Source organism: Comamonas sp. 23, from assembly GCF_049601575.1.
GTDB classification, from domain to species: domain Bacteria; phylum Pseudomonadota; class Gammaproteobacteria; order Burkholderiales; family Burkholderiaceae_C; genus Comamonas; species Comamonas squillarum.
The window spans coordinates 2,683,292-2,707,676 of sequence record NZ_CP187127.1 but is presented as its reverse complement, the minus strand read 5'-3'; the positions used below and the strand labels follow the sequence as shown (position 1 = coordinate 2,707,676).

The following is a 24,385-nucleotide window of genomic DNA, read 5'->3' as shown; positions in this document are numbered from 1 at the left end:
GCACAATAGACCGCATGACCTCACGCGCCCCCGTTGATTTTTGCCGCCGCTGCGGCACCCACGTTGAGCACCGACTGCCCGATGACGGCGACACCAAGATCCGCGCGATCTGCCCGGCCTGCCATACCGTGCACTACGAGAACCCGCTGAACGTGGTGGGCACCGTCCCCTATATGGGCGACAAGGTGCTGCTGTGCCTGCGCAATATCGAGCCACGCAAAGGTTACTGGACCTTGCCGGCCGGCTTCATGGAGCTCGATGAGACCACCGGCCAGGGCGCCGAGCGCGAGACCGATGAGGAAGCGGGCGCCGACATCGCGATGGGCCCGCTGTTTTCGCTGGTCAATGTGCCGCATGTCGGCCAGGTACACCTGTTCTACCTGGCCCAGCTGCAAAGCACCGAATTCAAGCCCGGCTGGGAGACCATCGAAGCGCGGCTCTTCAGCGAGGCCGAGATTCCTTGGGACCAGATCGCCTTTCGCACCGTCAAGGTCACGTTGCAGCGCTATTTTGAAGACCGCAAGCGCGGCGCATTCGGCATCCATGTGATCGATCTGGAGACACCCGCCGGCCCCTTGGTTCCCCCCAAGGCTACCGAAGCGTCCACCACCTCGGCCGCTTCCTGACCAGTGTGCAAGCCATGACTTCTACCTTCACCCCGACCACCTCCTCCATCCGCCGCCGCCTGCTGGGCAGCTTGGTACTGCCCGCCGTGGCGGCCAGCAGCGCCTGGCTGCCAGGCCTCGCCCATGCCGCCAAGCTGCAGGACATGGCGCTGGCCCTGGTCGAGAAATACAAGCTTGGCCACAGCCTGCCCCAGGTGGGTTTGCAGATTGCGGCCAAATCGCCCGAGTACCAGGCCTTGATCGACAAGATGGGCCAGCAGCAAGCGGGCCAGGCGATGATTGCAGCGACACGCTCGGTCGCAGCCGACTACCAAAAGCGCTGGAACACGCAGCTGGCTGCCGCCTACGCACAGAATTTCAACGAGGCCCAGCTGCAGTCCTTGCTCGACCAGGGCCCGCAATCGCCGCATGCGCAGCTGATGCAAAGCAAGCAGGCCGATATCAACCGCATGATGCAGCAGTCGAGCTCGGGCCTGCTGCGCGAGATGATGGTCAAGGCCTATACCAAGGCGCAGCAACCGTCCCCAGCACCCAGCCCTGCGGCCAAAAAGCCTAAGCCCTGAGTCGCAGGGGAACCACACCTGCTTTGCGCGTGATTCTGCAACGCGCGCTGACACGACAATGCCGTACCCACTGCCAAGTGGCTACGGCATTTTGATGGGCTGCTTATTTAGCGGCTGTCGCGCTTGGCCTGTGCCGCCCGGGTTTTGGACTGGCCGCTGGCCTTGATTTTCTTGTTCACCGGCTGGGCCTTGATGGGGTTGCCCCGGCTGGCCGCGGCCGGCTGGCGGGTAGGCACCGCGCCGCGCGCAGCAGCGGCTGCGTTACCGCCGACCTCGGCATTGGCAGCGGTGGTTTTGCGTGCTTTGGCCGGTGCCGCTGCCGCTTTCTTCGCAGGGGCCTTGGTGGACTTGGCTGCTGGTTTTTTGACCGCAGCGGCCTTCTTGGCTGCGGGCACCTTCACAGCCGTCTTGGCTGCTTTGCGCGGCGCGGCAGCAGGCGTTGCGGACGCCGTCTTGGTCGCAGGCTTTTTCACCGCGCTCTTGGCTGCAGACTTGGTCGCGGTCTTGCTTGCTGTTTTTGTAGCGGTTTTGGTTGCAGTCTTTTTTACCGCCTTCGCAGGGGCAGCTGCACGTTGGGTCGCTGCGCCTGCCGTACTCTTGGCAGCAGTAGCGTGGAGCTTGGCCAGCCGCTCTTCAAAGCGGCCGAGCACGTCCTGCATCACATCGGCTTTGAGTTCGGTGCGGCTGTTCTCATTGCCAGTGGGCCTGCGGGCGGCGGCCGGGCCCTTTTGGGTTTTCACCGACTGGCGTTGGTAGAGATCGCGGTACTTGGCGCGCAAGGTACGGCTGCGGGTGATCTTGCTGCTGAGCTGACGCTCGGTCAGATCCTTGATCGCATTGGCACGGCTGGCTTGGAACAATTCCAATTCAGGCTTGGTCAGCAAGGTCTGAACTTGTCTCAGGGTATAGCTCACGGCATCTCCTCTGCATAAAAAAGCAGGGCCGCCGGATAGCGGCCACTGGCGTTTTTCATCGTATTGACATCTGGTGCGTGGCGATGTCAGAAAAAGCCCCCTATCCCTATGGCCCCATCCGCTGCCATGCAGTGCTGAAGGACCAGCCTTTTGGGTCAGATCAAGGCGCGCCGTTTTGCAGCAGCCGCAGCATCGCCGCCTCGTCCAGCACCGTCACGCCCAGCTCCTGGGCCTTGGTCAGTTTGCTGCCGGCGTCCGCGCCGGCCACCAGGTAATGGGTCTTCTTGCTCACCGAGCCGGAGACCTTGGCGCCTGCCGCTTCCAGCAGGTCCTTGGCTTCATCGCGGCCCATGGTGGGCAAGGTGCCGGTCAGCACCACGGTCATGCCGGCCAGAATCTGCGCGGGCTTTTCGGCAGGCACCGCTTCGTCCCAGTGCACGCCGGCTGCACGCAGTTGCTCGACCACCTCGCGGTTGTGCGGCTGCGCAAAAAAGGTGTGCAGGCTATGGGCCACCACCGGCCCCACGTCGTTCACCTGCAGCAGCTCGTCGACCGAGGCATCCATGATGGCATCGAGCACTCCAAAGTGCTTGGCCAGGTCCTTGGCGGTGGATTCGCCCACATGGCGAATGCCCAGGCCAAACACAAAGCGAGCCAGCGTGGTTTTCTTCGAGGACTCCAGCGCCGCGAGCACATTCTGTGCGGATTTCTCTGCCATGCGCTCGAGGCCCGACAAGGTCGCAATGCCCAGTTTGTAGAGGTCGGGCAGGCTGCGGATCACGCCGCTGTCGACCAGCTGGTCGACCAGCTTGTCACCCAGACCTTCGATGTCCATCGCGCGGCGGTGCGCATAGTGCAGGATGGCCTCCTTGCGCTGGGCCACGCAGAACAGGCCGCCGGTGCAGCGGTGGTTGGCCTCGCCTTTTTCACGCACCACATCGCTGCCGCAGACCGGGCATTGGCTAGGCATCGAGAAGTTGGGCACATACTGCGAGCGCAGGCCAGGCACCCGGGCCGCCACCTCGGGGATCACGTCGCCCGCGCGGCGCACGATGACATCGTCCCCCACCCGTACCCCCTTTTTGCGGATGTCGAACACATTGGACAGGGTGGCATTGGTGACAGTGACGCCACCGACAAACACCGGTGCCAGACGCGCCACCGGCGTCAGCTTGCCGGTGCGGCCCACCTGCACCTCGATGCCTTCAAGCCGCGTCACCATCTCCTGGGCCGGGTACTTGTGGGCCACGGCCCAGCGCGGCTCGCGGCTGACAAAGCCCAGCTCCAGCTGCAGCGCGCGGCTGTTGACCTTGTAGACCACGCCATCGATCTCGTAACCCAGGTTGGCGCGCTCAGCGCCCATGCGCTGGTGAAAGGCCACCAGCGCATCGGCACCCTGGGCCACGCAGACCTGCGGCGCCACCGGAAAGCCCCAGGCGCGCAGCTGCATCAGCATTGCGTAGTGGCTGTCCCACTGCATGCCGCCTTGGGCCACCGGCGTCACCTCACCCAGGCCATAGGCAAAAAACGACAGCGGGCGCCGGGCGGTGATGTTGGAGTCAAGCTGGCGCACCGCGCCAGCGGCCGCATTGCGGGGGTTGACAAAGGTCTTGCCGCCCGCAGCTTCTTGCTTGCGGTTGAGCGCGTCAAAATCATCGCGGCGCATATAGACTTCGCCGCGCACCTCCAGCACCGGTGGCACGGCGGCATCCTGGCGCAGCTGCAGCGGTATCTGGCGGATGGTGCGGATATTGTGGGTGACGTCCTCGCCCACTTCGCCATCGCCGCGCGTCGTGGCCTGCACCAGGCGCCCGCCCTCGTAACGCAGGTTCATCGCCAGGCCATCGAATTTGGGCTCAGCCACATACTCAACCGGCGGGTCACTGGGATCGAGGCCCAGCTCCTTGCGGATGCGCGCATCAAAGGCCTGCGCGCCGCTGGCTTCGTTGTCGGTCTCGGTGCGGATGCTGAGCATCGGCACCGCATGGCGCACGGGGGTCAGGCCTTCCAGAATCGCGCCGATCACGCGCTGGGTCGGCGAGTCCGGGCTCAGCAGCTCGGGGTGGGCTTTTTCCAGCGCTTCGAGCTGCTGGTAGACGCGGTCGTACTCACCATCGGGCACTGTGGGCGCGTCCTGCACATAGTACTCATGCGCCCACTGCACCAGCTGCGCACGCAAGGCCTGCACCTGGGCGGCAGCATCCTGTGGGGCGTCACCAGCGGGCGACGCGAAAAGATCAATATTCTCAGCCATGCGGCTTGACTCCGAAAATCTGGCAAAGCGCGGGGCTCTGCGTGGTCTGATGCCTGCGACTATACGGCCAAAGCCGCGCATTCATTGCGTAAACAGCGGCGCCCAGAACGCAAAAAAGGCTGCACAGGCAGCCTTTGGCAAAACGGGTGCGGCTTAGCTGAACAAACGCCGTGCAGCCAGCGAGCCCGCTGCCAGGTCGCGCTGCTCGAGCTGGTCGTACAAGTTTTCCAGATCCTGGGCGATGGGGTCCACCACCATAATCGGCAGGGGCGTGCCATTTTGGTCGCAGATGACGCCGTCCATCTCGGCGCACAGCGCCTCGGCGGCAGTGCGCATCTTGTCGAAGGGCTTTTCGCTGCGTGCCACATGGGGCACATCCAGGCTCAGCAGCACATCGCGCAAGGCGCTGGCTTCCGGATCGTCGGCCAGTGCAGCCTGCGCGTCATAGGTCAGCGCCAATATGGCAGGCATTTGCTCGATGCCCGAAGGCATCACCATGCGGCCAGGGCCAGCCGGCACAAAACCATGCTTGGCCGCAACCTGGGCCACATAGCCGGGGCTCCAGGAGGCGCGCTTGGCACGCAGCATAAAGGCCAGCTGCGCATCATGCTCGCTGGCAAAGGCGTCAAGTTCGCGAGCACGGGCCACTTCCTGCAGCATGTCAGGCGTGTCGTGCGCCGCGCCGATGCTGTCGGCAAACTGCTGGACCTTGGTGACGAACTCGGAAAACTCGATCTCGTTCATCGGGCCATGGCGGTTGGCCAGCTGCACGCCGGCCTGAAATCCGGTGTAGCGGGCGCCGGCGCGTGGCAGCTCCCAGGTCTGGCTGGTCTCGTTCAGGCCTTCGATGTTGAAGGCCTTGTTGCCGGCGCGAAAGCTGCTGGGCATGGCTGCGATGGCCGCATTGCCGGAGACGATGCCGTCGGTGTGGATGGTGGCAATCGCATCGGTGAGCGGGTCGAGAATCTGCTGGCGGTCACCCAGGTAGGTGCCGGGGTTGCCGCTGCGTGCCACCGCGCCTGCACCAAAGGCATCGGCACTGTGGCCGCTCAGGCGGGGGCCCTGGCCGCCCAGTTGGGCATCGAGCACCGGGTCACCGGTGGCTGACGATGCCGCGCGGCCATCAAAGCCGGGCTCGTAGCGCAGCTCGGAGTCGCCGGTGTGGCCTGGCTCCTCGGGCCGGGGTTTCTTGGGCTCGTTGCGGCGTGCCGACCAGGTGTTGTAGGCGATGTACAAAACCAGAATGACACCAAAGGTGATCACCAACGCCAGTTGAAAATTACTCATACGACTTCGTTTTTAAAAATCTTTCACGCCGAATCGGCCATCGACAAGGCAGATTCCATATCCACGGCCACAATGCGCGAGACGCCCTGCTCCTGCATTGTCACACCAATCAGCTGCTGGGCGATCTCCATCGCGATCTTGTTGTGGCTGATGAAGAGGAACTGCGTGCTGCGGCTCATCGAGGCCACCAGCTTGGCATAGCGCTCGGTATTGGCATCGTCGAGCGGCGCGTCCACCTCATCGAGCAGACAGAACGGCGCCGGGTTCAGCTGGAAGATCGCAAACACCAGCGCAATCGCGGTCAGCGCTTTCTCGCCGCCCGACAGCAGATGGATGGTCTGGTTCTTCTTGCCCGGCGGCTGGGCCATCACCTGCACGCCCGAGTCCAGAATCTCGTCGCCGGTGATGATCAGCTTGGCCTGGCCGCCGCCAAAGAGCTCGGGGAACATGCGGCCAAAATGGCTGTTGACGGTGTCAAACGTGCCCGAGAGCAGCTGCCGGGTTTCGGCATCGATCTTCTTGATCGCGTCTTCCAGGGTTGTCATGGCCTGGGTCAGGTCGTCCATCTGCGAGTCGAGGAAGGTCTTGCGCTCGCGGGCGTGGTTGAGCTCATCGAGCGCGGCCAGATTGACGGCGCCCAGCGCTTCAATCTCGCGGTGCAGGCGGTCAATCTCGCCTTGCAGACCGGTCAGGCGCACCTGGCCGTCCTTGACCGAGGCGGCAATGACCTCCAGATCGGCCTGGGCTTCCTGCAGCAAGGTTGTGTACTGCTCCAGGCCCAGTTGCGCGGCCTGCTCCTTGAGCTTGAACTCGGTGATGCGGTCGCGCAGCGGCTGCAGCTCGCGCTCAAACTGCTGGCGGCGCTCATCGCTGCTGCGCAGCCGGGCGGTCAGGTCGTCGTACTCGCTGCGGCGCGCGGCCAGGTCCTTCTCGCGCTCCATCTTCAGGTTCAGCGCATCTTGCAGGCCGCCTTGCGCGGCCGCGTCGTTGAGGCGCTTTTGCTCCTCCTGCGCGCGCAGCTGTTCATCGCCCAGGGCCTTGGCCTGCTGCAACGCCGTCTCCATCGTGCGGTTGAGCTCGGCGCGGCGCGCTTCCATGCTGCGCTGGCCAAACACCGCTTCCTGCGACTGGCGCTCCAGTGCACGCAGCTGCTCGCGGGCGCTGGCCAGCTTGCGCTCGGACTCATACACGGTCTCATCGAGCTGGGCATGGCGCTCCTGGCTGTCGGCCAGCTGCATGTCCAGCTCTTCAAAGCGGGCCTCGGCCGCAATCCGGCGCTCCTGGATCTCTTCGAGCTGCTGCACCACTTCGCCCAGGTCGGTGTCGATCTGCGCGGTGCGGGCCCGGGCCTGCTCGGCCAACTGGGTCAGGCGCAAGGTCTCGACCTGCAGCTCATGGGCGCGGTTGCGGGTTTGCGCAGCCTCGGCGCGCACGGCCACCAGGCGCTGCGAGGCATCAGCGTAGGCGCTCTCGGCACGCACCAGCGCATTGCGCGCCTCTTCGCCAATCAGCGCTTGGGCGCGCAGCTCCTTTTCCAGGTGTTCAATTTCCTGGGCCCGGGCCAGCATGCCCGACTGCTCGGAGTCCTGCGCATAAAAGCTCACGCTGTGCAGGCTGACCGAATGGCCGGTCGGCACAAAAATGGTTTCACCCGCCTGCAGGCGGCTGCGCTGGGCCAGCGCCTCGTCCAGGCTCGGGCAGGTGTAGCAGCCGCTCAGCCAATCGACCAGCACGGCGCGCAGGCCGGCATCATGGACGCGCAGCAAGTCGGACAGCTGCGCGAGTTTGCCAGCAGGAGCTGCGGCCGGAGCTTGGGGCACGCTGTAGAAAGCCAGGCGGGCGGGGGGCGCATCCTGGGCACCTGCGCCCAAAAAACCGCGCACCATATCGAGGCGGCTGACTTCCAGCGCAGCCAGGCGCTCGCGCAATGCCGCTTCGAGGGCGTTTTCCCAGCCGGGCTCGACCTGGATGCGGCTCCACAGGCCTTGGAGGCCATCGAGCCCATGCTTGGCCAGCCAGGGCTGCAGCTTGCCGTCGGTCTTGACCTTTTCCTGCAAGGCCTTGAGGGCCTCGAGCCGCGCCGACAGATCGGCCTGCTTGGCGCCTTCCTGGTTGACCTGCTGCTGCTTGCTGCGCCGCGCCTCATCGAGCTGGGGGACGCTGTCTTGCAGCTCCAGCAGGCGCCCTTCGGCAATCTCGGCGGCCTCGGCTGCTTCCTCGTTTTGCTGCTGCAGGTTGGCCAGGCGGGTCTCGTCGGGCGCGGCCATCGCATTGCGGTCGCTGCGCAATCGCTCGCTGCGCACTTCCAGGCCTCGGCTTTGTTCGTTCAGGCTGCGCTGCTCTGCGGCCAGCACCTGGATCTGCTGCTGCACCTGGGTGACGGAGCTGCGCTGCTCATTGGCGCGCTGCTGGGCCAGGCGCAGCGCCTCTTCCATATCGGGCAGCTGCAGGTTTTGCTCTTCGAGCTGGGCGGCCAGCATCTCGGCGCGCTCTTCGGCATCCATGCCCTGGCCGGCCAGGTTCTCCAGCTCGGCCTCGGATTCGTCCTTGCGAACGGTCCACTGCGCAATCTGCTCGGCCAGTTGCACCAGTCGGTTTTCCACGCGCTGGCGGCCTTCGACCACATAGCGGATCTCCGCTTCGAGCCGGCCCACTTCGGCCGTGGCCTCGTAGAGCTTGCCCTGCGCCTGGTTGACGATGTCGCCCGCGGCATAGTGCGACTGGCGAATGGTCTCGAGGTCCGCCTCGACATGGCGCAGATCGGCCAGGCGCGACTCCAGGTCATTAACGGCCTTGAGGCCATCGATGCGCACCTTCTCCTGCTCCTGCTCGGCATCACTGCGTTTCAGGAACCACAGCTGGTGCTGCTTCAAGGTGGCGCTGGCATTGAGCGCGTTGTACTTGGCCGCCACCTCGGCCTGCTTCTCCAGCTTGTCGAGGTTGGCGTTGAGCTCGCGCAGGATGTCCTCGACCCGGGTCAGGTTCTCGCGTGTGTCGTTGAGGCGGTTCTCGGTCTCGCGGCGGCGCTCCTTGTACTTGGAGACGCCAGCGGCCTCTTCCAGAAACAGGCGCAGCTCTTCGGGGCGCGACTCGATGATGCGGCTGATGGTGCCCTGGCCGATGATGGCGTAGGCGCGCGGGCCCAGGCCCGTGCCCAGAAACACGTCCTGCACATCGCGCCGGCGCACCGGCATGTTGTTGATGAAGTAGCTGCTGCTGCCGTCGCGCGTGAGCACGCGTTTGACCGCAATTTCGGTGTACTGGCTCCACTGGCCGCCGGCGCGGTGGTCGCTGTTGTCAAACACCAGCTCCACGCTGGAGCGGCTGGCCGGCTTGCGGTGCGTGGTGCCATTGAAGATCACATCCTGCATGGACTCGCCGCGCAGCTCGCTCGCCTTGGACTCGCCCAGCACCCAGCGCACCGCATCCATGATGTTGGACTTGCCGCAGCCATTGGGGCCGACCACGCCCACCAGTTGCCCTGGCAGCATGAAATTGGTGGGCTCCGCAAACGATTTGAAGCCAGCAAGCTTGATGGAATTGAGGCGCACAGTGCTCGTTTTCTCTTGGATGGGCGGCGATCACCTGCCTGGCGTTGTCGCAAGCGGGCCGGGCCACGCAAGGTGGAGCTGGCCCGGCATGGCCGGCAGGTGCCTGAGGTCCCAGGGATCTCTTCTGATGAAGCAAGCGGTAGAACTCAGGCCGACATAATAACCGGCCCTCCTGGCCCACCAGGGACAAAAGCGCCTGCTGCTGCGGTTTTGCGCCCTGGGCAGGGTCAAATAATGTTGCGCCGCCGCAGCGCTGCGCCCTGCAGGGGCCAGGCTTGCTATATAGACACAGGGCCACGCAGGGAAAGCCGCAAGGCAGACAATGGCTGCATGGATTCAAGCATGTCTACGCGCCCGGCGGCTGCCGCGGTCACCGCATCCACCCCGAGCACAGCAGTGTCTGCACTGCAGCCCCGTGCCCAGTGGCACAACGGTTTTGCCAGCCTGCCGCCGGTCTTCTACACCCGCCTGCAACCCACCCCCATGCCGCAGCTGGCGATGCCGGCGCGCAATGACGCGCTGGCCCAGGACATGGGGCTGCGCCCCGAATGGCTGGCCAGCAGCGAGGCCACCCAGGTGCTGGGCGGCAATGCGCTGCTGCCGGGCATGGACGCCCTGGCCAGCGTCTACAGCGGCCACCAGTTTGGCCACTGGGCTGGCCAGTTGGGCGACGGCCGGGCCATTTTGCTCGGCGAGATCCGCTCGGCGAGCGCCCCCGAGGGCCTGGAGCTGCAGCTCAAAGGCGCGGGCAAGACGCCCTATTCCCGCATGGGCGATGGGCGCGCAGTGCTGCGCTCGTCCATCCGCGAATACCTGTGCAGCGAGGCCATGCACGGCCTGGGCGTGCCCACCACGCGTGCGCTGTCGCTCGTCACCTCGCCCCAGCCCATCTACCGCGAGACGGTGGAGACCGCTGCCGTCGTCGCCCGCGTGGCGCCCAGCTTTGTGCGCTTTGGCCATTTTGAGCATTTCGCGGCCCGCGATGACCAGGACAGCCTGCGCAAGCTCGCGGACTATGTCGCCGAGCGCTACATGCCAGGTGTTGCCCAGCACGCCAGCGGCAGCACCGAGCGTTATGCCGCGCTGCTGGCCGAGGTGGCCGAGCGCACTGCGCGCATGATGGCGCTGTGGCAGGCCCATGGCTTTTGCCATGGCGTGATGAACACCGACAACATGAGCATTCTGGGCCTGACCATCGACTACGGCCCCTTCCAGTTTCTCGACCACTACGACGCCAACCATATCTGCAACCACAGCGATACCGGTGGCCGCTACGCCTTTGCCCGCCAGCCGCAGGTGGCCTACTGGAACCTGTTTTGCCTGGGCCAGGCGCTGCTGCCCTTGATTGAGGACGAAGCGACCACGCTGGCGGCGCTGGAGCGCTACAAGACCGCGCTGGAGCCTGCGATGCAGCGCGCACTGGGCGCCAAGCTGGGCCTCGATCCCGCCCGCAGCACCGCGCCCGAAGCGGTGGCCGCTGTGGTCAACCCCTTGCTCGCCCTGATGCAGCAGCACCGCACCGATTACAGCCTGTTCTGGCGCGCGCTGTCGCAAGCAGTGGCCGATGACAGCCTGCCGGCGCTGGCCCCATGGTTCAATGGCGATGCAGCCTTTGAGACCTGGCGCGAGCAGTACCAGGCGCTGCTGCAGCCCGGCGATGCAGCAGCCACCGCTGCGCGCATGTTCGCCGCCAACCCGCGCTATGTGCTGCGCAACCACCTGGGCCAGCAAGCCATCACTGCTGCCCAGCGGGGCGACTGGACCCCGTTTACCCGCTTGCAAACCGTGCTGGCGACACCATATGCAGACCATCCCGGCTGCGAAGACCTGGCCGCCCTCCCGCCCGACTGGGCGCAACATATTGAAATCAGCTGTTCATCATGAGCTTTCCCGTCCAAAAATCGGATGCCCAATGGCAGGCCGAACTCGCATCCAAGCAAGCCGAATCGGTGGCCTACCAGGTCACCCGCCACGCCGCCACCGAACGCCCTTTTACCGGCAAGTACGAGGCCCACTGGGCCGATGGCAGCTACCACTGCATCTGCTGCGGCGCCAAGCTGTTTGACAGCGACACCAAGTTTGACGCGGGCTGCGGCTGGCCCAGCTTCTCCGAAGCCATCCCCGGAGCGATCCAGGAGAACGTGGACCGCAGCCATGGTATGGTGCGGGTGGAGACGGTCTGCGCCCAGTGCGGCGCCCACCTGGGCCATGTGTTCCCGGACGGCCCCCAGCCCACCGGCCTGCGCTACTGCATGAACTCGGCTGCGCTGGACTTTGAAAAGCAGGACTAAGAACCTGTTCTAAGCCTGGCTTGCCCCTGCCATGACAGGCCGGTGGCAGGCGCGGCACGGAACTTTGGCTGCCGCCAGCGCTCTGACACCCCGGCAAGCCGAGGCGAGCACTTCAGCCCGGCTTAAGCTGGCAGCAAAATAGCTCGCGTATCATTGGACGCTTGCCTGCAGACGCGCCCTTCAACCAAACACAAGCACCCAAAGCCCTGCTCTCTTGTCCGCACTGCGCTCCGGCTTTTGAGCCATGCCGTGCACAGCCCGCATCGCCTGATATGAAATTTTTGATTGATTTTTTCCCCATCCTGCTGTTTTTCGCAGCGTTCAAGGTCTGGGGGGTGTTTGTGGCCACCGGGGTGGCCATCGTGGCGACCATTGCGCAAATCGCCTACCTGCGCTTCAAGGTCGGCAAGGTAGAACCCATGCAGTGGATCAGCCTGGGCGTGATCGTGGTGTTTGGCGGCGCCACCCTGCTTTTTCACGACGAGTCTTTCATCAAGTGGAAGCCCACCGTGCTTTACTGGGTGATGGCGGCCGTGCTGCTGGGGGGCCAGTGGTTCTTCAACAAGAACCTGATGCAAAAGCTGATGTCGGCGCAGGTGCAGCTGCCCCAGCCCGTCTGGAACACGGTCAATTACAGCTGGGCCATCTTTTTTACCCTTATGGGCATTGTCAACATCTGGGTCGCCTACCAGTTTGACCTCGATACCTGGGTCACCTTCAAGATGTTCGGCGGCCTGGGCCTGATGCTGGTCTTTGTGCTGGGCCAGGCCATGTACCTCAGCCGCCACATCCAGCACAACCCGGAAGACCAACCCTGAGCAGGCGCTGAGCCTGAGGTGCCGCTAGCAGCGCTTCGCCAAGGCTCCCAGCCCGCCCGCATTCACTCCTTTTTTATGCAAGCCCAGGACATTACTGCCACCGCCATTGAAGCGGTGCTGCGCGACAAACTCTCGCCCACCCAGTTGGAAGTGATCGATGAAAGCGGTCTGCATGCCGGCCATGTGGGTGCCAATGGCAGCGGATTTGGCACCCATTTCCGGCTGCGCATCGCTTCACCCTTATTTACTGGCACATCACGCATTGCCCAGCATCGGCTTGTGTATGATGCGCTCCAAGCATTCATTGACGCGGGTTTACATGCCCTTGCCATTGAAGTCCTGCATACACCAAAACAATGAAATCACTGGTGTATATTTCCTTCATAGATAAACAATTTGGATTTCGCATGAAAAAACAGCTCTTGTCCGGTCTGGTTGCAGCTGCCCTGCTTGGTTCAGCCGCGCTGCCTGCAGTGGCCCAAAACATTGGCATCGTCAATGGCAAGCCAGTGCCCTCGTCCCTGCTGCAGACCTTCAAGGAACAAATGGAGCGCAGCGGTCGCCCGGTGAGCGCCGAGCAAGAAGGCCAGATCAAGGAAGCCATCATTGAGCGCGAAATCTATGCCCAGGCTGCCAAGGCCCAAGGCCTGGACGCGACCGAGTCCTTCAAGGGCCAGGTCGAGCTGGCGCGCCAAGGCATCCTGACCCAGGAGCTGTTTGCTGCCTACGAAAAGGCGCATCCTATCTCTGACGCCGCTGCCAAGGCCGAGTACGACAAGTTTGTTGCGACCAACCAAGGCAAGGAATACCACGCCTTCCACATCCTGGTGGACAGCGAAGACAAGGCCAAGGCCCTGATCGCCCAAATCAAGAAGGGTGCCAAGTTCGAAGACCTGGCCAAGAAGGAGTCCAAGGATCCTGGATCGGGCCAGCGCGGTGGTGATCTGGACTGGGGCAATGCCGCCAACTACGTCCCTGAGTTCTCCGAAGCGATGACCAAGCTGAAGAAGGGCCAGATGACCGATACCCCGGTCAAGACCCAGTTCGGCTACCACATCATCCGTGTGGACGATGTGCGCGAAGCGCAACTGCCCAAGTTCGAGGAAGTCAAGCCCCAGATCGAGCAGCAACTGCGCCAGCAACAAATCCAGAAGTACCAGCAAGAGCTGCGTGAAAAGGCCAAGGTCGAGTAATTCTCGCCACTTCGCTTCTACTTGCAACCCCTGCCCCGTGCAGGGGTTGTGCTTTGTGGGCTGCAGCCTGCCACTGTGCGGCGCTACACTCGGATGGCTCTGGCTGGCCCCTGAAGGTCAGCCTTCTTCCTTGCGGCAGCCCTGTGCTGCTGCTGCCTTTACAAGAAAGAAAACCCCATGCGTCTTTTGCACACCATGCTGCGCGTTGGCAATCTCCAGCGCTCCATCGATTTCTACACCCAGGTGCTGGGCATGCGCCTGCTGCGCACCTCGGAAAACCCCGAGTACAAGTATTCGCTCGCCTTTGTCGGCTACGAAGGCGGCAACCCTGGCCAGGCCGAGATCGAGCTGACCTACAACTGGGGCACCGAGAGCTATGACCTGGGCACGGCCTATGGCCATATTGCGCTAGGCGTGCCCGATGCCTATGCCGCTTGCGAGAAGATCAAGGCCAATGGCGGCAACGTCACCCGCGAAGCCGGCCCTGTGAAGGGCGGCACCACGGTGATCGCTTTTGTGACCGATCCTGATGGCTATAAAATTGAGCTCATCCAACGCGATGAAAGCGGCTCTGGCGGCGGTCTACGCTAAGGCCAGCCCGGGGCGCGTCTTTCAATCACGCCCCACCTCAGCCAAAGCCAGGCCCATACCTGGCTTTTTGCATTCCAGCCACCAAGGGCCATCGGCGCTGGTCAGCGGCTATGGCCGTTGTGCTGCTTGTTTTTGTACATGTCCAGATCGGCGTGCTTGAGCAGGCTTTGTGGGTCGGCACCATCGATCGGATAGATGGCCTGCCCGATGGAAGCACCCAGATGAACCACCTCGCCCTCAGGCAAGCCCTTGAGCGTCTGCAGCGCAGGGGCGAGAACCTCCAGGATCTTGGTTTTCACCACCTGGATCTGCTCGTCGCTGTGGATGCCCTGCAGCACAGCCACAAACTCATCCCCTCCCAGGCGAATCAGTACGTCGTTGCTGCGCAGCACTTCCTTGAGGCGCTGCACTACCTCGATCAGGGCCAAATCGCCGTTTTCATGCCCCCAACGGTCATTGAGCGGCTTGAACTGGTTGAGGTCGATAAAGAGAATGGCAAACACCGCCTGCTTGGGCGCGTTCGGCCGGGTCAGGGTCTCCAGAATATGGTTCAGCGCGCTGCGATTGGCAGCGCCGGTCAGCGCATCGGTGAACAAGCGATGCCGCATATGGTGGACATTGCTGGCCAGTTCACCAATCTCATCATTGCGCTCCACACCAATGGGCACATCGATCTCGCCCTGCCCGACGCGGCGCACCGCATAGGTGAGTGAGCGCATGTCCTTGGCCAAGCCGCCAAAAATGCGCAAACCCAGCGCCAATGCAATACCCAGGGCCAGCAGGCCCAAGGCCACCACCAGCACCACATGGGCGCGGATGCCTGCCAGCATCTGCTGGTGCGGCACAGCGACCACAGCGAGCCAGTTGAGGCCCGCCTCATCGGTCACGTGGCGGTAGGCTACCTCGATCGCATGGTCCTTGGCATCAAAGATCAGCGCCGTGCGCGCCACCTCATTGGACTGCGAGAACTCATGCACCAGCTGCCGGTACACCACTTTGAGCAAGGGATTGCCGGCGCTGGCGGCGTTGACCCGGCTGGGCGGCTGCTCGCCGTTCTCGCGGATATTGTCCATGCGCGTGCCGGCAATCAGGTCCCCATTGGGCTCCATGATGAAAGCCTGCGCGCCCTCGGACAAATGCAGGCCGTCGACGAAAAGCCGCAGCTCGCTCAAAGAGACATCGGTGGCAACCACACCGCTGGGCTGGCCGTCAGGGCCGAACACCCTGCGCGCCCGCGTCATCACCAGGTCCTTGGCATTGAAATCGATATAGACCGGCGTCCAGATATGGCCGACGACGCCCTGCGCGAGCCGGTACCAGGGACGCGTGCGCGGATCGAACAAATTGGATTCTTTTGACAAGAAGATGGGCTCGGCCTGGATCCCTGGCAACAGGTAGCGGCTGCGCACCTCCTGCGCATGCAACTTGATGCGCAGCTCTGCCTGGGTGTCATTGCTGCGCAGCAGGCCTATGCCCTGCCCATGGCGATTGCCGTAATAGACATAGTCGCCCTGGTGCTGAGTGAGTGACGTGGCGGCCCACAGGCGGGTGCGCAGCGCCGCCATGTCGTTCTCAATCCTGTCGGGGGCCTGCAGGCCCGCTGGAAAGCTTGCCTCGATGATGGAGCCCGAGCTGAAGATGTGCCGGTCCACCGCCTGGCTGATGCGCTCGGCCATCTCCACCATCAGCTGCTGCGACAGCATCGATACCGTCTTGCTGCCCGTCCAGTACCACAGCACGCCGAGCACCCCGGTCAGCAATGCAATCAGCATCACAAAGGGCAAAATCAGGGTGATCGTCAACGACGAAGCTTTACGGACGGGCATAACCAGAGATGGGGAAGGCTTGGATGGCGCGGTGGGCAGGTATTGGTATAGATACTGTCAGTTAATTCTTACTTTAACCGTTTTTATGAATTACATCGCACGATAGACCTGCGTAATAACTCAACTTGGCAGCGCCATGTTGCCACGGCAACCCCAGGCCATCGCTGGAATTTTTCTGGCGCGCAAGCGACAGATCCATCGATTACCCTCAGCCTGGTAAAAAGATAGTTGCTCTGGAGATTCTTTTTTTGGGTGGAGAATAGAGGCCGGAAGAAATGCCGCTGATTCCCTTGCCGGGCGGCCTCAGTATAACCAATCAAATACATTTAATTACATTAATTCGGCATAAATCAATCTCGGATCAGCGGAAATCACCCATCATTGAGTTACAAATTAGCTATAAGCTGATAGAATCAATGAATAACAAAATGCGATTTAGCATGATTTGTATCCACTCCTGTCCTCATTGCCGAGGGCTCGGGCATAGCAACTCCCGCTGAATTGGTGGTGCTTGGCCTCAGTCTTCAGTCCAACGATGGACGTTGCCGCTTTGTTTATAGATTGATGATCCCATGGCTACTGAACTGCTTCTGAACAAAAGGCTCTCTCGCAGAACCCTCAACAGCTTGGGGCGACATGCGATCACCACGGTGGATCAGGTCGTCGAAGCATATCCCGAGCGCTTGCTCAAGCTCAATGGCGTGGGGATGACGGTGCTGCGCGACATCGAGCGGACGCTGTTTCCCGGACAGCAGTTCCAGCCGCACTCGGGCCGCTACAAGGCCTGGACGGAAGACGCAGCCAACCAGCCGCATGCTGAGCAGGCGCAGTCCAAGGACTAAAGGTGCGCCCCCGGGGCACCGCCCTGCTCCTCTGCCCAATTCCCTGCTTTTAGCGGACACCATGCAGGCCTGCACTGCACGCCTGCTGGCATGTACACGCAAGGTCTGTGGCCCGGCCACGGGGCAGAAACGCCATGCCGGGCGGTGCGCTAGCGCCCGGGTGCAGCGCAGCGGCATGGCCTATGGATCAATGTTCATCCCGCTTGTGGGGATGGGGTATGGAACGCAGCCACTTGGCGGCTTGGATGGCCGCCCGGAATTGCTCTGATGGCTGTGGTATCAGGCCTTGCGTGGCAAGGCGGCAGCCTCACGGGCCAGCAAGGTGATGTGCTCCCAGTCACCGCGCTCCAAGGTGTCGGTGGGCACCAGCCAGGATCCGCCCACGCAGACGACATTCTTCAGCGCCAGAAACTCCGCCGCATTCGCCGTCGTGATACCCCCGGTGGGGCAAAAGCGCACTTCGGCAAAGGGGCCTTGCCAGGCCTTGAGCATGTTGATGCCGCCCGCCTGCAGCGCGGGGAAGAACTTCAGCTCATTGAAGCCGTCTTGCTGGGCCTGCATGATTTCGCTGCTGGTGGCCACGCCGGGCAGCAGCGCCAGGCGCGCGTCGCGGCAGGCGTCACCCACACTCGTGGTGTAGCCGGGGCTGACCGCAAAGCGGGCCCCCGCCGCAGCTGCAGCACGCGCATCGGCAGCATTGCGCACGGTGCCCGCGCCCACAATCGCCTCAGGCACAGACTTGGCAATCGCCTCGATCGCGGCCAGGCCTTGTGGCGTGCGCAAGGTCACCTCGAGCACCCGGATGCCGCCAGCAACCAGGGCCTTGGCCATGGACACAGCGTGGTTGACGTCGCGCAGCACGATCACCGGGATCACCGGTGCGTCTTGCATGATCGATAAAGCAGTCAGTTGCTCAGCCATGTGCAGGCTCCTTCTTCTGCGCTCAGCGCATTGCGCCGGAATCCGGCAAACAGTTCTCGGCCCAGTCCGCGGCCATTGGCGCGCAGCTGCTCGGCCGGTATCGTGGCCAGTGGGCGTGCCTCCCAGATGGCGGCATCCACTTCGGCCTGCATGATACCGGTTTCAGCATCCAGCAGCACCATATCGCCGCTCTCAATTTTGGCCAAGGGGCCGCCTGCCAGTGCTTCAGGTGACACATGGATGGCAGCGGGCACCTTGCCCGAGGCACCGCTCATGCGGCCGTCGGTCACCAGCGCCACCTGGTAGCCCTTGCCTTGCAGCACGGCCAAGGGCGGCGTGAGCTTGTGCAGCTCGGGCATGCCGTTGGCCTGCGGGCCCTGCCAGCGCACCACGCAGACGACGCCGTTGTGCCCATTGGTCTGGCAGGCCTGCTCCAGCGCGCCCGATTTGAAGGCCTCCTGCAGCGCATCCTGCGAGTCAAACACCCAGGCCGGCGCGCGCAGCACATGGCGGTCGAGCGGCACGGCGCTGACCTTGATCACGCTGCGGCCCAGGTTGCCGGTCAGCAGCTTGAGGCCACCGGTAGCACTGAAAGGGGCGCTCACCGGGCGCAGCACGCTGTCGTCACCGGATTCGGTGGCCGCCTGCCAGACCAGTTGGCCCGCTTCGACGCGCGGGACAGTCGCGTAAGCCGCCAGGCCCTCGGGGCGCACCGTGAGCACGTCGCCGTGCATCAGGCCGGCCGCCAGCAACTGGCCAATCACATAGCCCGGGCCGCCCGCTGCCTGGAACTGGTTCACGTCTGCCGCCCCATTGGGGTAGACGCGTGCCAGCAAGGGCACGACCGAGGACAGCTGCTCAAAATCATTCCAGTCGATGACGATGCCGGCAGCACGCGCCACCGCCACCCAGTGGATCAAATGGTTGGTCGAGCCGCCCGTTGCCAGCAGTGCCACCATGGCATTGACAATGCAGCGCTCGTCAACCACGCGGCCAATGGGCGCAAAGCGCTTGCCAGCGGTGATGCCCAGCACGGTACGCATGGCCTCGCGGGTGAGCAGCTCACGCGCGCCATCACCCGGGTTGATAAAGGCATTGCCCGGCACATGCAGGCCCATCGCTTCGAGCAGCATCTGGTTGCTGTTGGCGGTGCCGTAGAAGGTGCAGGTGCCCGCGTCATGGTAGGCGGCCATCTCGGCTTCGAGCAGCTTCTCGCGTCCCACCAGGCCTTGCGCGGCCAGCTCGCGCACCTTGGCCTTGTCGTTGTTGGACAGGCCCGAGGTCATGGGCCCTGCAGGCACAAACACCATCGGCAGATGGCCAAAATGCAGCGCGCCAATCAAGAGGCCCGGCACGATCTTGTCGCAGACGCCCAGCATCAGCGCCGCATCAAAGGTGTCATGGGTCAGCGCCACGGCGGTGCCCATCGCAATCGCATCGCGGCTGAACAGGCTCAGTTCCATGCCCGGCATGCCCTGGGTCACGCCATCGCACATGGCGGGCACACCACCTGCCACCTGCGCGGTGGCGCCATGCTTGCGCGCCTCGTCCTTCAGGATATCGGGGTAGCGCTGCAGCGGCGCATGGGCCGAGAGCACATCGTTGTAGGCCGTGACAATGCCCACGTTCGGGCCCTTGACCTCGACAATGCGCAGCTTGTCGTTGACCGGTACACCGGCCACGGCATGCGCGACATTGGCGCAGCCCATCGAGCGCATCTGCGGCGGGCGCTGGGCCATGGCGTCAACCTGGGCCAGATAGTCGCTGCGCGTGGCAGCGCTCTTGGCACGGATGCGGTCAGTGACAGCTTGAAGAACCGGGTGGATCTGCATCATGGGGAATCCTTTGCATCACAGGGGCACGCAGACAAGGCTGCCCCCTTTATTTATGTAATTTTTATAGCACAGCAGCCGCATACAGCGCTGGCACTAGGCTTTGTAGGCTCTTAAGGCTGCTGAGCATCCAGCCACTGCTGCACTTGACGGGCAATGCGGTCCAGCGGGGTATCGGCATCCACGGTCAGCACCTGCGCCTCATCGCGCGGGTCTTCCAAGGTGGCAAACTGGTTGGCCACCAGCTCGGGCGAGAAAAAATGCCCCGCGCGCTGCTGCACCCGCGCCAAGGCTGTGTCGTAGCTGAGATCCAGAAACACAAAGCCGAGCCGACTTTGGGAGGCACGCAGGAGCTCACGGTACTGGCGCTTGAGCGCCGAGCAGGTCAGCACCACCCCTTGGCCATCGTCCGCCTCAGCCAGCAACTGCGCCAGGCGCTGCAGCCAACCGGCGCGGTCGGCATCGGTCAGCGCAATGCCCGCCTGCATCTTGGCCACGCTTTCAGCGGCATGGTAGCTGTCGCCTTCAACCAGGTGCCAACCCAGGTGCAGCGCAATGGCTTCACCGGCGCTGGATTTGCCACACCCCGACACCCCCATCACCACCAGAGCTACGGGACGCCGATGCGGAGATTCAACAGAGGACTTGGTCATTGGGTTAGCGCTATCCAATACAGGTAAAAAAACAAGCACTGCCTTTGGACCACGTCGTTTGCGTAAACCGTTTCAAACCATCGGTCTTGATCTTGCGACGTCTGCGGGCATTGCCTTCCTTCCCCATTTAATGTGGGATAGCGCTATCATACTGGATATTGCTTGCTAAGCCGACCGGAGATGCGCTTGCCCCTGCCCCCTTCCCCGCTTCTGCCCGCGCCGACTGCCGAGCCCAACAGCCGCCGCTCGCGTGCCAGCGGGCGTGTCACCTTGCAGGATGTGGCCGATGCCGCAGGCGTCAGCCCCATGACGGTATCCCGCGCGCTGCGCGGTGAGCGCCGGGTGGCGCCAGCACTGGCCGACAAGGTGCGCGAGACGGCGATGCGCCTGGGCTACGTGCCCGACCCGGCTGCGCGCGCGCTGGCCTCGCAGAAAAGCAACCAGGTGCTTGTCATCGTGCCGCTGCTGACCAACACCTTGTTTGTCGATCTGATCGAAGCGGCCCACAAGGTGCTGTTTGCCGCCGGCTACCACCTGCTCATTGGCGTGTCGCACTACAGCGCGGCCGAAGAAGAGCAGCTGCTGCGCGCCTACCTGCCGATGCGGCCAGCGGGCCTGATGCTGACCGGTTATGAGCGCAGCGCCGGCAGCGCCCAGCTGCTGGCCGCCAGTGCCACGGCCTGCGTGCATTTGATGGAGCTCCCCCCTGCCAGCGCTACCACTGCGCTGCATAGCGTGGGGTTTTCGCAGGTCGATGCCGGGGCGGCGATGACGGAACACCTGCTGGCCCAGGGCTACCGCCGCGTCGCCTTTTGCGGCGCCCAGCTCGATGCCCGCGTCATGCAGCGCCTGCAGGGCTACCGCCAGGCCTTGCAGCGGGCGGGCCTGGCAGAGCCGGGCCTGGAGATTCTGAGCCCCGAGCGCTCATCGCTGGCCCTGGGCGCGCAGTTGCTCGATCAGGTGCTCCAGCTCGGTGGTGGCGTGGATGCGGTATTTTTCTGCAACGATGACCTGGCCCAGGGCGCACTGCTGGCCGCCAACCGCCTGGGGCTGGCCGTGCCAACGCAAATCGCCATTGCCGGCTTCAACGACCTGCCAGGCAGCGCGCAAATGGTGCCGCCGCTCACCACCATCCACACGCCCCGCAGCGCCATCGGTGCCCAGGCGGCCACGATGCTGCTGCAGCTGGTGCAAGGCCAGCCGGTGGCGCAGAACCGGCTGGATCTGGGCTACCACCTGGTGCGGCGCGCCAGCACCTGACCGGGGCGTTCAAACCCGCTACCACTCGCCCAAAGCCCAGCTGCTGGCGACAGCAAAATACTCGCGCAGCCAGACGTTGAAACGGGTCAGCAGCGGTGTGGGGGCTGCCACGCCAATGGGCTGCTTAAAGCCCTGGCTGCGGGCGATATGCAGCGCACGCCAGAGGTGAAAATCACTGCTGACAATGGCAATGGGCTGGGCCAGGTCCACACCGCGCTGCTGCAGCATGGGTCCGGTCCATTCCAGGTTCAGCACGGTGCTGGTGCTGCGCTCTTCCACCACCATCGTGGCAGGATCGAGCCCATGGACTTGCGCCAGGTAACGCGCCATGATGGCGCCCTCGCTCTCGTCCTGCCCAAAGTCCACCCCACCGGTGACCGCCAGCACCGCCTGCGGCTGCAATTTGGCAAGCTGCGCAGCGGTATCGAGCCGCATGGCCAGCGCCGGGCGCGGCTTGCCGTCCTGCGTGCCGCTGCCCAGCACCACAATGGCGGCCACCGGTGGCGTTGTCGCTGGCGTCTGCCCCAGCCCCGCAATCCCATGCCAGAGCCAGCCCACGCTGACCACCCACAAGGCCAAGCCCCACCAGGCCGCATGCCACAGCGCGCGGCGCCAGGGCGCAGCAGCACGCCAGGCGCGCACCGCCGACCAGCGCCAGGCCACATAGCCACCCGCCAGGCCCAGCCCCACAGGCACCAGCACCCCCAGGTGCAAGTGCCCAGCCGCCAAGGGCACGATGCCCAGTCCCAGCAGCACCAGGGCGGCCGCCACCAATAAACCTCGTTGCATTCCCATTCCTCTAGTCGCACCCAAGCCATCACAAAAAAACCCGCTGCGGGGCAGCGGGTCTGCGTCGTGGCCAAGCACTCAGATCATTCAAATTCCAGAATGATATCGTCCACCGCAAGCGAATTACCCTTCGCGGCGCTCACCTTGCTCACCACACCGTCTTGCGTGGCAAACAGGATGTTTTCCATCTTCATCGCTTCGATGACCGCCAGCTTCTCGCCCGCCTGCACTTTCTGACCGGGCTGCACCGCCACATCGACCAGCAGGCCGGGCATCGGCGAGAGCAGGAACTTGGACAGATCAGGCGGTGCCTTGTAGGGCATCAGCTGGTAGAGCTCGGCGCCGCGCTGCGACAGCACCAGGATGTCACGCTGCGTGCCATTGTGGATCACCCGCAAGGCCAGCGGGTTCTTGGCCGTGCCGCGCTCGATCTGTGCGGTGAAGGGCTGGCCGTTGCAAGTGCCGTGGGTGACGACATCGCGCAGCACCGCTTCACTGCTGAACTGGTAGGTCTTGTCGCCAATGCTGACCTTGCAGACGCGGGCCTCGTCGTCAAAATCGGTCACCTCCGCCGAGACAAAGCTGTGCTCGCCTTCGGCACCCAGCACCACCGCCGTATAGCTGTGGCCCACGCGCACCTGGTGGCCCAGCATCTGGCCGCTGATGGTGGATGCGCGCGCGCGGTAGCGGCGGTTGCGGAACATCGCCAGCGCCACCAGAAAATCGGTGTCCTCGTGCGGCACATCTTCGGCATGGAAGCCCTGGCCATAGTGCTCGGCAATAAAGCCGGTGTTGAACTGGCCCGAGACAAATTGGGGATGGGCCAGCAGCGCCGCCTGGAAAGGAATGTTCGAGCTGATGCCCCGGATCGCAAAGCCGTTGAGCGCCTCGCGCATCTTGGCAATCGCCTCGTTGCGGTCCTTGCCATGCACGATCAGCTTGGCAATCATCGAGTCATAGTACATGGGGATCTCGCCGCCCTCGTACACGCCGGTGTCCACACGCACGCCTTGCAAATGGGCGGTATCGGCCTGCCACATGGTCTGCTTGGGCGGCTCAAAGCGCACCAGACGGCCGGTCGATGGCAGGAAGTTGCGGAACGGGTCTTCGGCATTGATGCGGCATTCGATCGCCCAGCCATCGCGCTTGACATCGGCCTGGCTGAATGAGAGCTGCTCGCCCGCGGCCACACGGATCATCTGCTCGACCAGATCGAGGCCGGTGATGCACTCGGTCACCGGGTGCTCGACCTGCAGGCGGGTGTTCATTTCCAGAAAGTAGAAGTCCTGGTCCTTGCCGACGACAAACTCCACCGTGCCGGCGCTCTGGTAATTGACGGCCTTGGCGAGGGCCACGGCCTGCTCGCCCATCGCCTTGCGGGTGGCATCGCTGATGAAGGGCGATGGCGCCTCTTCGATCACCTTCTGGTGGCGGCGCTGGATCGAGCACTCGCGCTCGTTGAGGTAGACCACATTGCCGTGGCTGTCGCCCAGAATCTGGATCTCGATATGGCGCGGCTCCTGCACGAACTTTTCGATAAAGATCCGGTCATCGCCAAAGCTGTTGCGCGCCTCGTTCTGGCAGGCGGTAAAGCCCTCCAGCGCCTCCTTGTCGTTGTAGGCCACGCGCAGGCCCTTGCCGCCGCCGCCCGCCGATGCCTTGATCATCACCGGGTAGCCAATGCCCTGCGCAATGCCAACGGCTTTTTCCGCGTTCTCGATGGCATCGTTGTAGCCGGGGATGGTGTTGACCTTGGCCTCGTTCGCGAGCTTCTTGGAGGCGATCTTGTCGCCCATCGCAGCAATCGAATGCGCCTTGGGGCCGATAAAGGCAATGCCTTCGTCCTCGCAGCGCTTGGCAAAGGCTTCGTTCTCGGACAAGAAGCCGTAGCCCGGATGGATGGCCTGCGCGCCGGTCTTGCGCGCTGCATCGATGATGCGGTCGGCCAGCAGGTAGGACTCGCGGCTGGGGGCCGCACCGATATGGACGGCCTCATCGGCCAGCTTCACATGGCGCGCTTCCTTGTCCGCATCGGAGTAGACCGCAACGGTCTGGATGCCCATGGTTCGGGCCGTAGCGATCACGCGGCATGCAATCTCGCCGCGATTGGCAATCAGGATTTTGCTGAACATGGTTGTCGTCTCTTGGTTGAATCTCTCGGTTGTCCACCATGC

At 63.6% G+C, this 24,385-nt stretch carries 20 protein-coding genes; 10 read left to right on the top strand and 10 right to left on the bottom strand.

The window, feature by feature from the left end; genetic code table 11:
• Positions 1-14 precede the first annotated feature (14 nt).
• Positions 15-626, top strand: coding sequence for an NUDIX hydrolase (locus ACPEE1_RS12160; protein ID WP_182341455.1), 612 nt, complete (start codon positions 15-17; stop codon positions 624-626).
• A gap of 14 nt (positions 627-640) precedes the next feature.
• The gene (locus tag ACPEE1_RS12155; protein WP_423932871.1) at positions 641-1,189 is read left to right on the top strand and encodes a hypothetical protein; all 549 of its coding nucleotides are present in this window, start codon (positions 641-643) and stop codon (positions 1,187-1,189) included.
• A 107-nt stretch (positions 1,190-1,296) separates the two neighbouring features.
• Here the strand turns inward: ACPEE1_RS12155 and ACPEE1_RS12150 are convergent, their stop codons facing one another.
• From ACPEE1_RS12150 to smc, 4 genes are all read right to left on the bottom strand, one after another.
• Complete coding sequence (locus ACPEE1_RS12150; RefSeq protein ID WP_423932869.1) at positions 1,297-2,103, bottom strand: hypothetical protein; 807 nt, start codon at positions 2,101-2,103, stop codon at positions 1,297-1,299.
• A gap of 160 nt (positions 2,104-2,263) precedes the next feature.
• Complete coding sequence (gene ligA / locus ACPEE1_RS12145; RefSeq protein ID WP_423932867.1) at positions 2,264-4,357, bottom strand: NAD-dependent DNA ligase LigA; 2,094 nt, start codon at positions 4,355-4,357, stop codon at positions 2,264-2,266.
• A 153-nt stretch (positions 4,358-4,510) separates the two neighbouring features.
• On the bottom strand, positions 4,511-5,644 hold the full coding sequence (locus ACPEE1_RS12140) for a cell division protein ZipA C-terminal FtsZ-binding domain-containing protein (RefSeq protein ID WP_423932864.1): 1,134 nt from the start codon (positions 5,642-5,644) through the stop codon (positions 4,511-4,513).
• Between the two features lie 23 nt (positions 5,645-5,667).
• Positions 5,668-9,195: a chromosome segregation protein SMC gene (smc, locus tag ACPEE1_RS12135; protein ID WP_116925721.1), complete on the bottom strand. Its 3,528-nt coding sequence runs from the start codon at positions 9,193-9,195 to the stop codon at positions 5,668-5,670.
• 342 nt (positions 9,196-9,537) lie between these two features.
• Between smc and ACPEE1_RS12130 the strand changes: the two genes are divergently transcribed.
• The 6 genes from ACPEE1_RS12130 to gloA all read left to right on the top strand — a co-directional run bounded on the left by ACPEE1_RS12130 (position 9,538) and on the right by gloA (position 14,088).
• Entirely contained in the window at positions 9,538-11,079 is a 1,542-nt protein-coding gene (locus tag ACPEE1_RS12130) for a protein adenylyltransferase SelO (protein ID WP_423932861.1), read from the top strand.
• On the top strand, positions 11,076-11,486 hold the full coding sequence (gene msrB / locus ACPEE1_RS12125) for a peptide-methionine (R)-S-oxide reductase MsrB (protein ID WP_021028109.1): 411 nt from the start codon (positions 11,076-11,078) through the stop codon (positions 11,484-11,486). Before ACPEE1_RS12130 ends, msrB begins: the two co-directional genes overlap by 4 nt.
• Positions 11,487-11,758: 272 nt before the next feature.
• Positions 11,759-12,304 carry a septation protein A gene (locus tag ACPEE1_RS12120; protein ID WP_182341477.1) on the top strand — a complete coding sequence of 182 codons (546 nt, stop codon included), beginning with the start codon at positions 11,759-11,761 and terminating at the stop codon, positions 12,302-12,304.
• A 75-nt stretch (positions 12,305-12,379) separates the two neighbouring features.
• Positions 12,380-12,664, top strand: a complete 285-nt coding sequence (locus ACPEE1_RS12115; protein ID WP_021028111.1) for a BolA family protein — start codon at positions 12,380-12,382, stop codon at positions 12,662-12,664.
• Between the two features lie 47 nt (positions 12,665-12,711).
• Positions 12,712-13,497 (top strand): peptidylprolyl isomerase, encoded by a 786-nt coding sequence (locus tag ACPEE1_RS12110; RefSeq protein ID WP_116925724.1) that lies wholly within the window; start codon positions 12,712-12,714, stop codon positions 13,495-13,497.
• Between the two features lie 177 nt (positions 13,498-13,674).
• Positions 13,675-14,088 carry a lactoylglutathione lyase gene (gloA, locus tag ACPEE1_RS12105; protein WP_116925725.1) on the top strand — a complete coding sequence of 138 codons (414 nt, stop codon included), beginning with the start codon at positions 13,675-13,677 and terminating at the stop codon, positions 14,086-14,088.
• 101 nt (positions 14,089-14,189) lie between these two features.
• Here gloA and ACPEE1_RS12100 read toward each other — a convergent pair whose 3' ends face one another.
• The gene (locus ACPEE1_RS12100; RefSeq protein WP_423932855.1) at positions 14,190-15,914 is read right to left on the bottom strand and encodes a diguanylate cyclase domain-containing protein; all 1,725 of its coding nucleotides are present in this window, start codon (positions 15,912-15,914) and stop codon (positions 14,190-14,192) included.
• A gap of 572 nt (positions 15,915-16,486) precedes the next feature.
• Here ACPEE1_RS12100 and ACPEE1_RS12095 point away from each other — a divergent pair.
• The gene (locus ACPEE1_RS12095) at positions 16,487-16,756 is read left to right on the top strand and encodes a DNA-directed RNA polymerase subunit alpha C-terminal domain-containing protein (protein ID WP_021028115.1); all 270 of its coding nucleotides are present in this window, start codon (positions 16,487-16,489) and stop codon (positions 16,754-16,756) included.
• A gap of 279 nt (positions 16,757-17,035) precedes the next feature.
• On the opposite strand, the gene eda is transcribed toward ACPEE1_RS12095, so the two are convergent.
• The 3 genes from eda to ACPEE1_RS12080 form a co-directional block, all read right to left on the bottom strand.
• Entirely contained in the window at positions 17,036-17,677 is a 642-nt protein-coding gene (gene eda / locus ACPEE1_RS12090) for a bifunctional 4-hydroxy-2-oxoglutarate aldolase/2-dehydro-3-deoxy-phosphogluconate aldolase (protein ID WP_182341486.1), read from the bottom strand.
• The gene (edd, locus tag ACPEE1_RS12085) at positions 17,662-19,509 is read right to left on the bottom strand and encodes a phosphogluconate dehydratase (protein ID WP_182345695.1); all 1,848 of its coding nucleotides are present in this window, start codon (positions 19,507-19,509) and stop codon (positions 17,662-17,664) included. Before edd ends, eda begins: the two co-directional genes overlap by 16 nt.
• Before the next feature lie 113 nt (positions 19,510-19,622).
• Positions 19,623-20,162 carry a gluconokinase gene (locus ACPEE1_RS12080; RefSeq protein ID WP_232539347.1) on the bottom strand — a complete coding sequence of 180 codons (540 nt, stop codon included), beginning with the start codon at positions 20,160-20,162 and terminating at the stop codon, positions 19,623-19,625.
• Between the two features lie 180 nt (positions 20,163-20,342).
• Between ACPEE1_RS12080 and ACPEE1_RS12075 the strand changes: the two genes are divergently transcribed.
• Entirely contained in the window at positions 20,343-21,422 is a 1,080-nt protein-coding gene (locus tag ACPEE1_RS12075) for a LacI family DNA-binding transcriptional regulator (RefSeq protein WP_116925728.1), read from the top strand.
• An 18-nt stretch (positions 21,423-21,440) separates the two neighbouring features.
• Here the strand turns inward: ACPEE1_RS12075 and ACPEE1_RS12070 are convergent, their stop codons facing one another.
• Together ACPEE1_RS12070 and accC are read right to left on the bottom strand one after the other, a co-directional pair.
• Entirely contained in the window at positions 21,441-22,211 is a 771-nt protein-coding gene (locus tag ACPEE1_RS12070) for a YdcF family protein (RefSeq protein ID WP_423932850.1), read from the bottom strand.
• An 83-nt stretch (positions 22,212-22,294) separates the two neighbouring features.
• On the bottom strand, positions 22,295-24,343 hold the full coding sequence (gene accC, locus ACPEE1_RS12065; RefSeq protein ID WP_423932848.1) for an acetyl-CoA carboxylase biotin carboxylase subunit: 2,049 nt from the start codon (positions 24,341-24,343) through the stop codon (positions 22,295-22,297).
• Positions 24,344-24,385 lie beyond the last annotated feature (42 nt).

Excerpts from the sequence above, each read along its gene's own strand:
- eda (WP_182341486.1), bottom strand. The coding sequence starts at position 17,677 with ATGGCTGAGCAACTGACTGCTTTATCGATCATGCAAGACGCACCGGTG.
- gloA (WP_116925725.1), top strand. The coding sequence starts at position 13,675 with ATGCGTCTTTTGCACACCATGCTGCGCGTTGGCAATCTCCAGCGCTCC.
- ACPEE1_RS12155 (WP_423932871.1), top strand. The coding sequence starts at position 641 with ATGACTTCTACCTTCACCCCGACCACCTCCTCCATCCGCCGCCGCCTG.
- ACPEE1_RS12100 (WP_423932855.1), bottom strand. The coding sequence starts at position 15,914 with ATGCCCGTCCGTAAAGCTTCGTCGTTGACGATCACCCTGATTTTGCCC.
- msrB (WP_021028109.1), top strand. The coding sequence starts at position 11,076 with ATGAGCTTTCCCGTCCAAAAATCGGATGCCCAATGGCAGGCCGAACTC.
- ACPEE1_RS12160 (WP_182341455.1), top strand. The coding sequence starts at position 15 with ATGACCTCACGCGCCCCCGTTGATTTTTGCCGCCGCTGCGGCACCCAC.
- edd (WP_182345695.1), bottom strand. The coding sequence starts at position 19,509 with ATGCAGATCCACCCGGTTCTTCAAGCTGTCACTGACCGCATCCGTGCC.
- ACPEE1_RS12075 (WP_116925728.1), top strand. The coding sequence starts at position 20,343 with ATGCGCTTGCCCCTGCCCCCTTCCCCGCTTCTGCCCGCGCCGACTGCC.
- ACPEE1_RS12070 (WP_423932850.1), bottom strand. The coding sequence starts at position 22,211 with ATGCAACGAGGTTTATTGGTGGCGGCCGCCCTGGTGCTGCTGGGACTG.
- ACPEE1_RS12140 (WP_423932864.1), bottom strand. The coding sequence starts at position 5,644 with ATGAGTAATTTTCAACTGGCGTTGGTGATCACCTTTGGTGTCATTCTG.
- ACPEE1_RS12110 (WP_116925724.1), top strand. The coding sequence starts at position 12,712 with ATGAAAAAACAGCTCTTGTCCGGTCTGGTTGCAGCTGCCCTGCTTGGT.
- ligA (WP_423932867.1), bottom strand. The coding sequence starts at position 4,357 with ATGGCTGAGAATATTGATCTTTTCGCGTCGCCCGCTGGTGACGCCCCA.
- ACPEE1_RS12095 (WP_021028115.1), top strand. The coding sequence starts at position 16,487 with ATGGCTACTGAACTGCTTCTGAACAAAAGGCTCTCTCGCAGAACCCTC.
- ACPEE1_RS12115 (WP_021028111.1), top strand. The coding sequence starts at position 12,380 with ATGCAAGCCCAGGACATTACTGCCACCGCCATTGAAGCGGTGCTGCGC.
- ACPEE1_RS12130 (WP_423932861.1), top strand. The coding sequence starts at position 9,538 with ATGTCTACGCGCCCGGCGGCTGCCGCGGTCACCGCATCCACCCCGAGC.
- ACPEE1_RS12080 (WP_232539347.1), bottom strand. The coding sequence starts at position 20,162 with ATGACCAAGTCCTCTGTTGAATCTCCGCATCGGCGTCCCGTAGCTCTG.
- ACPEE1_RS12120 (WP_182341477.1), top strand. The coding sequence starts at position 11,759 with ATGAAATTTTTGATTGATTTTTTCCCCATCCTGCTGTTTTTCGCAGCG.
- accC (WP_423932848.1), bottom strand. The coding sequence starts at position 24,343 with ATGTTCAGCAAAATCCTGATTGCCAATCGCGGCGAGATTGCATGCCGC.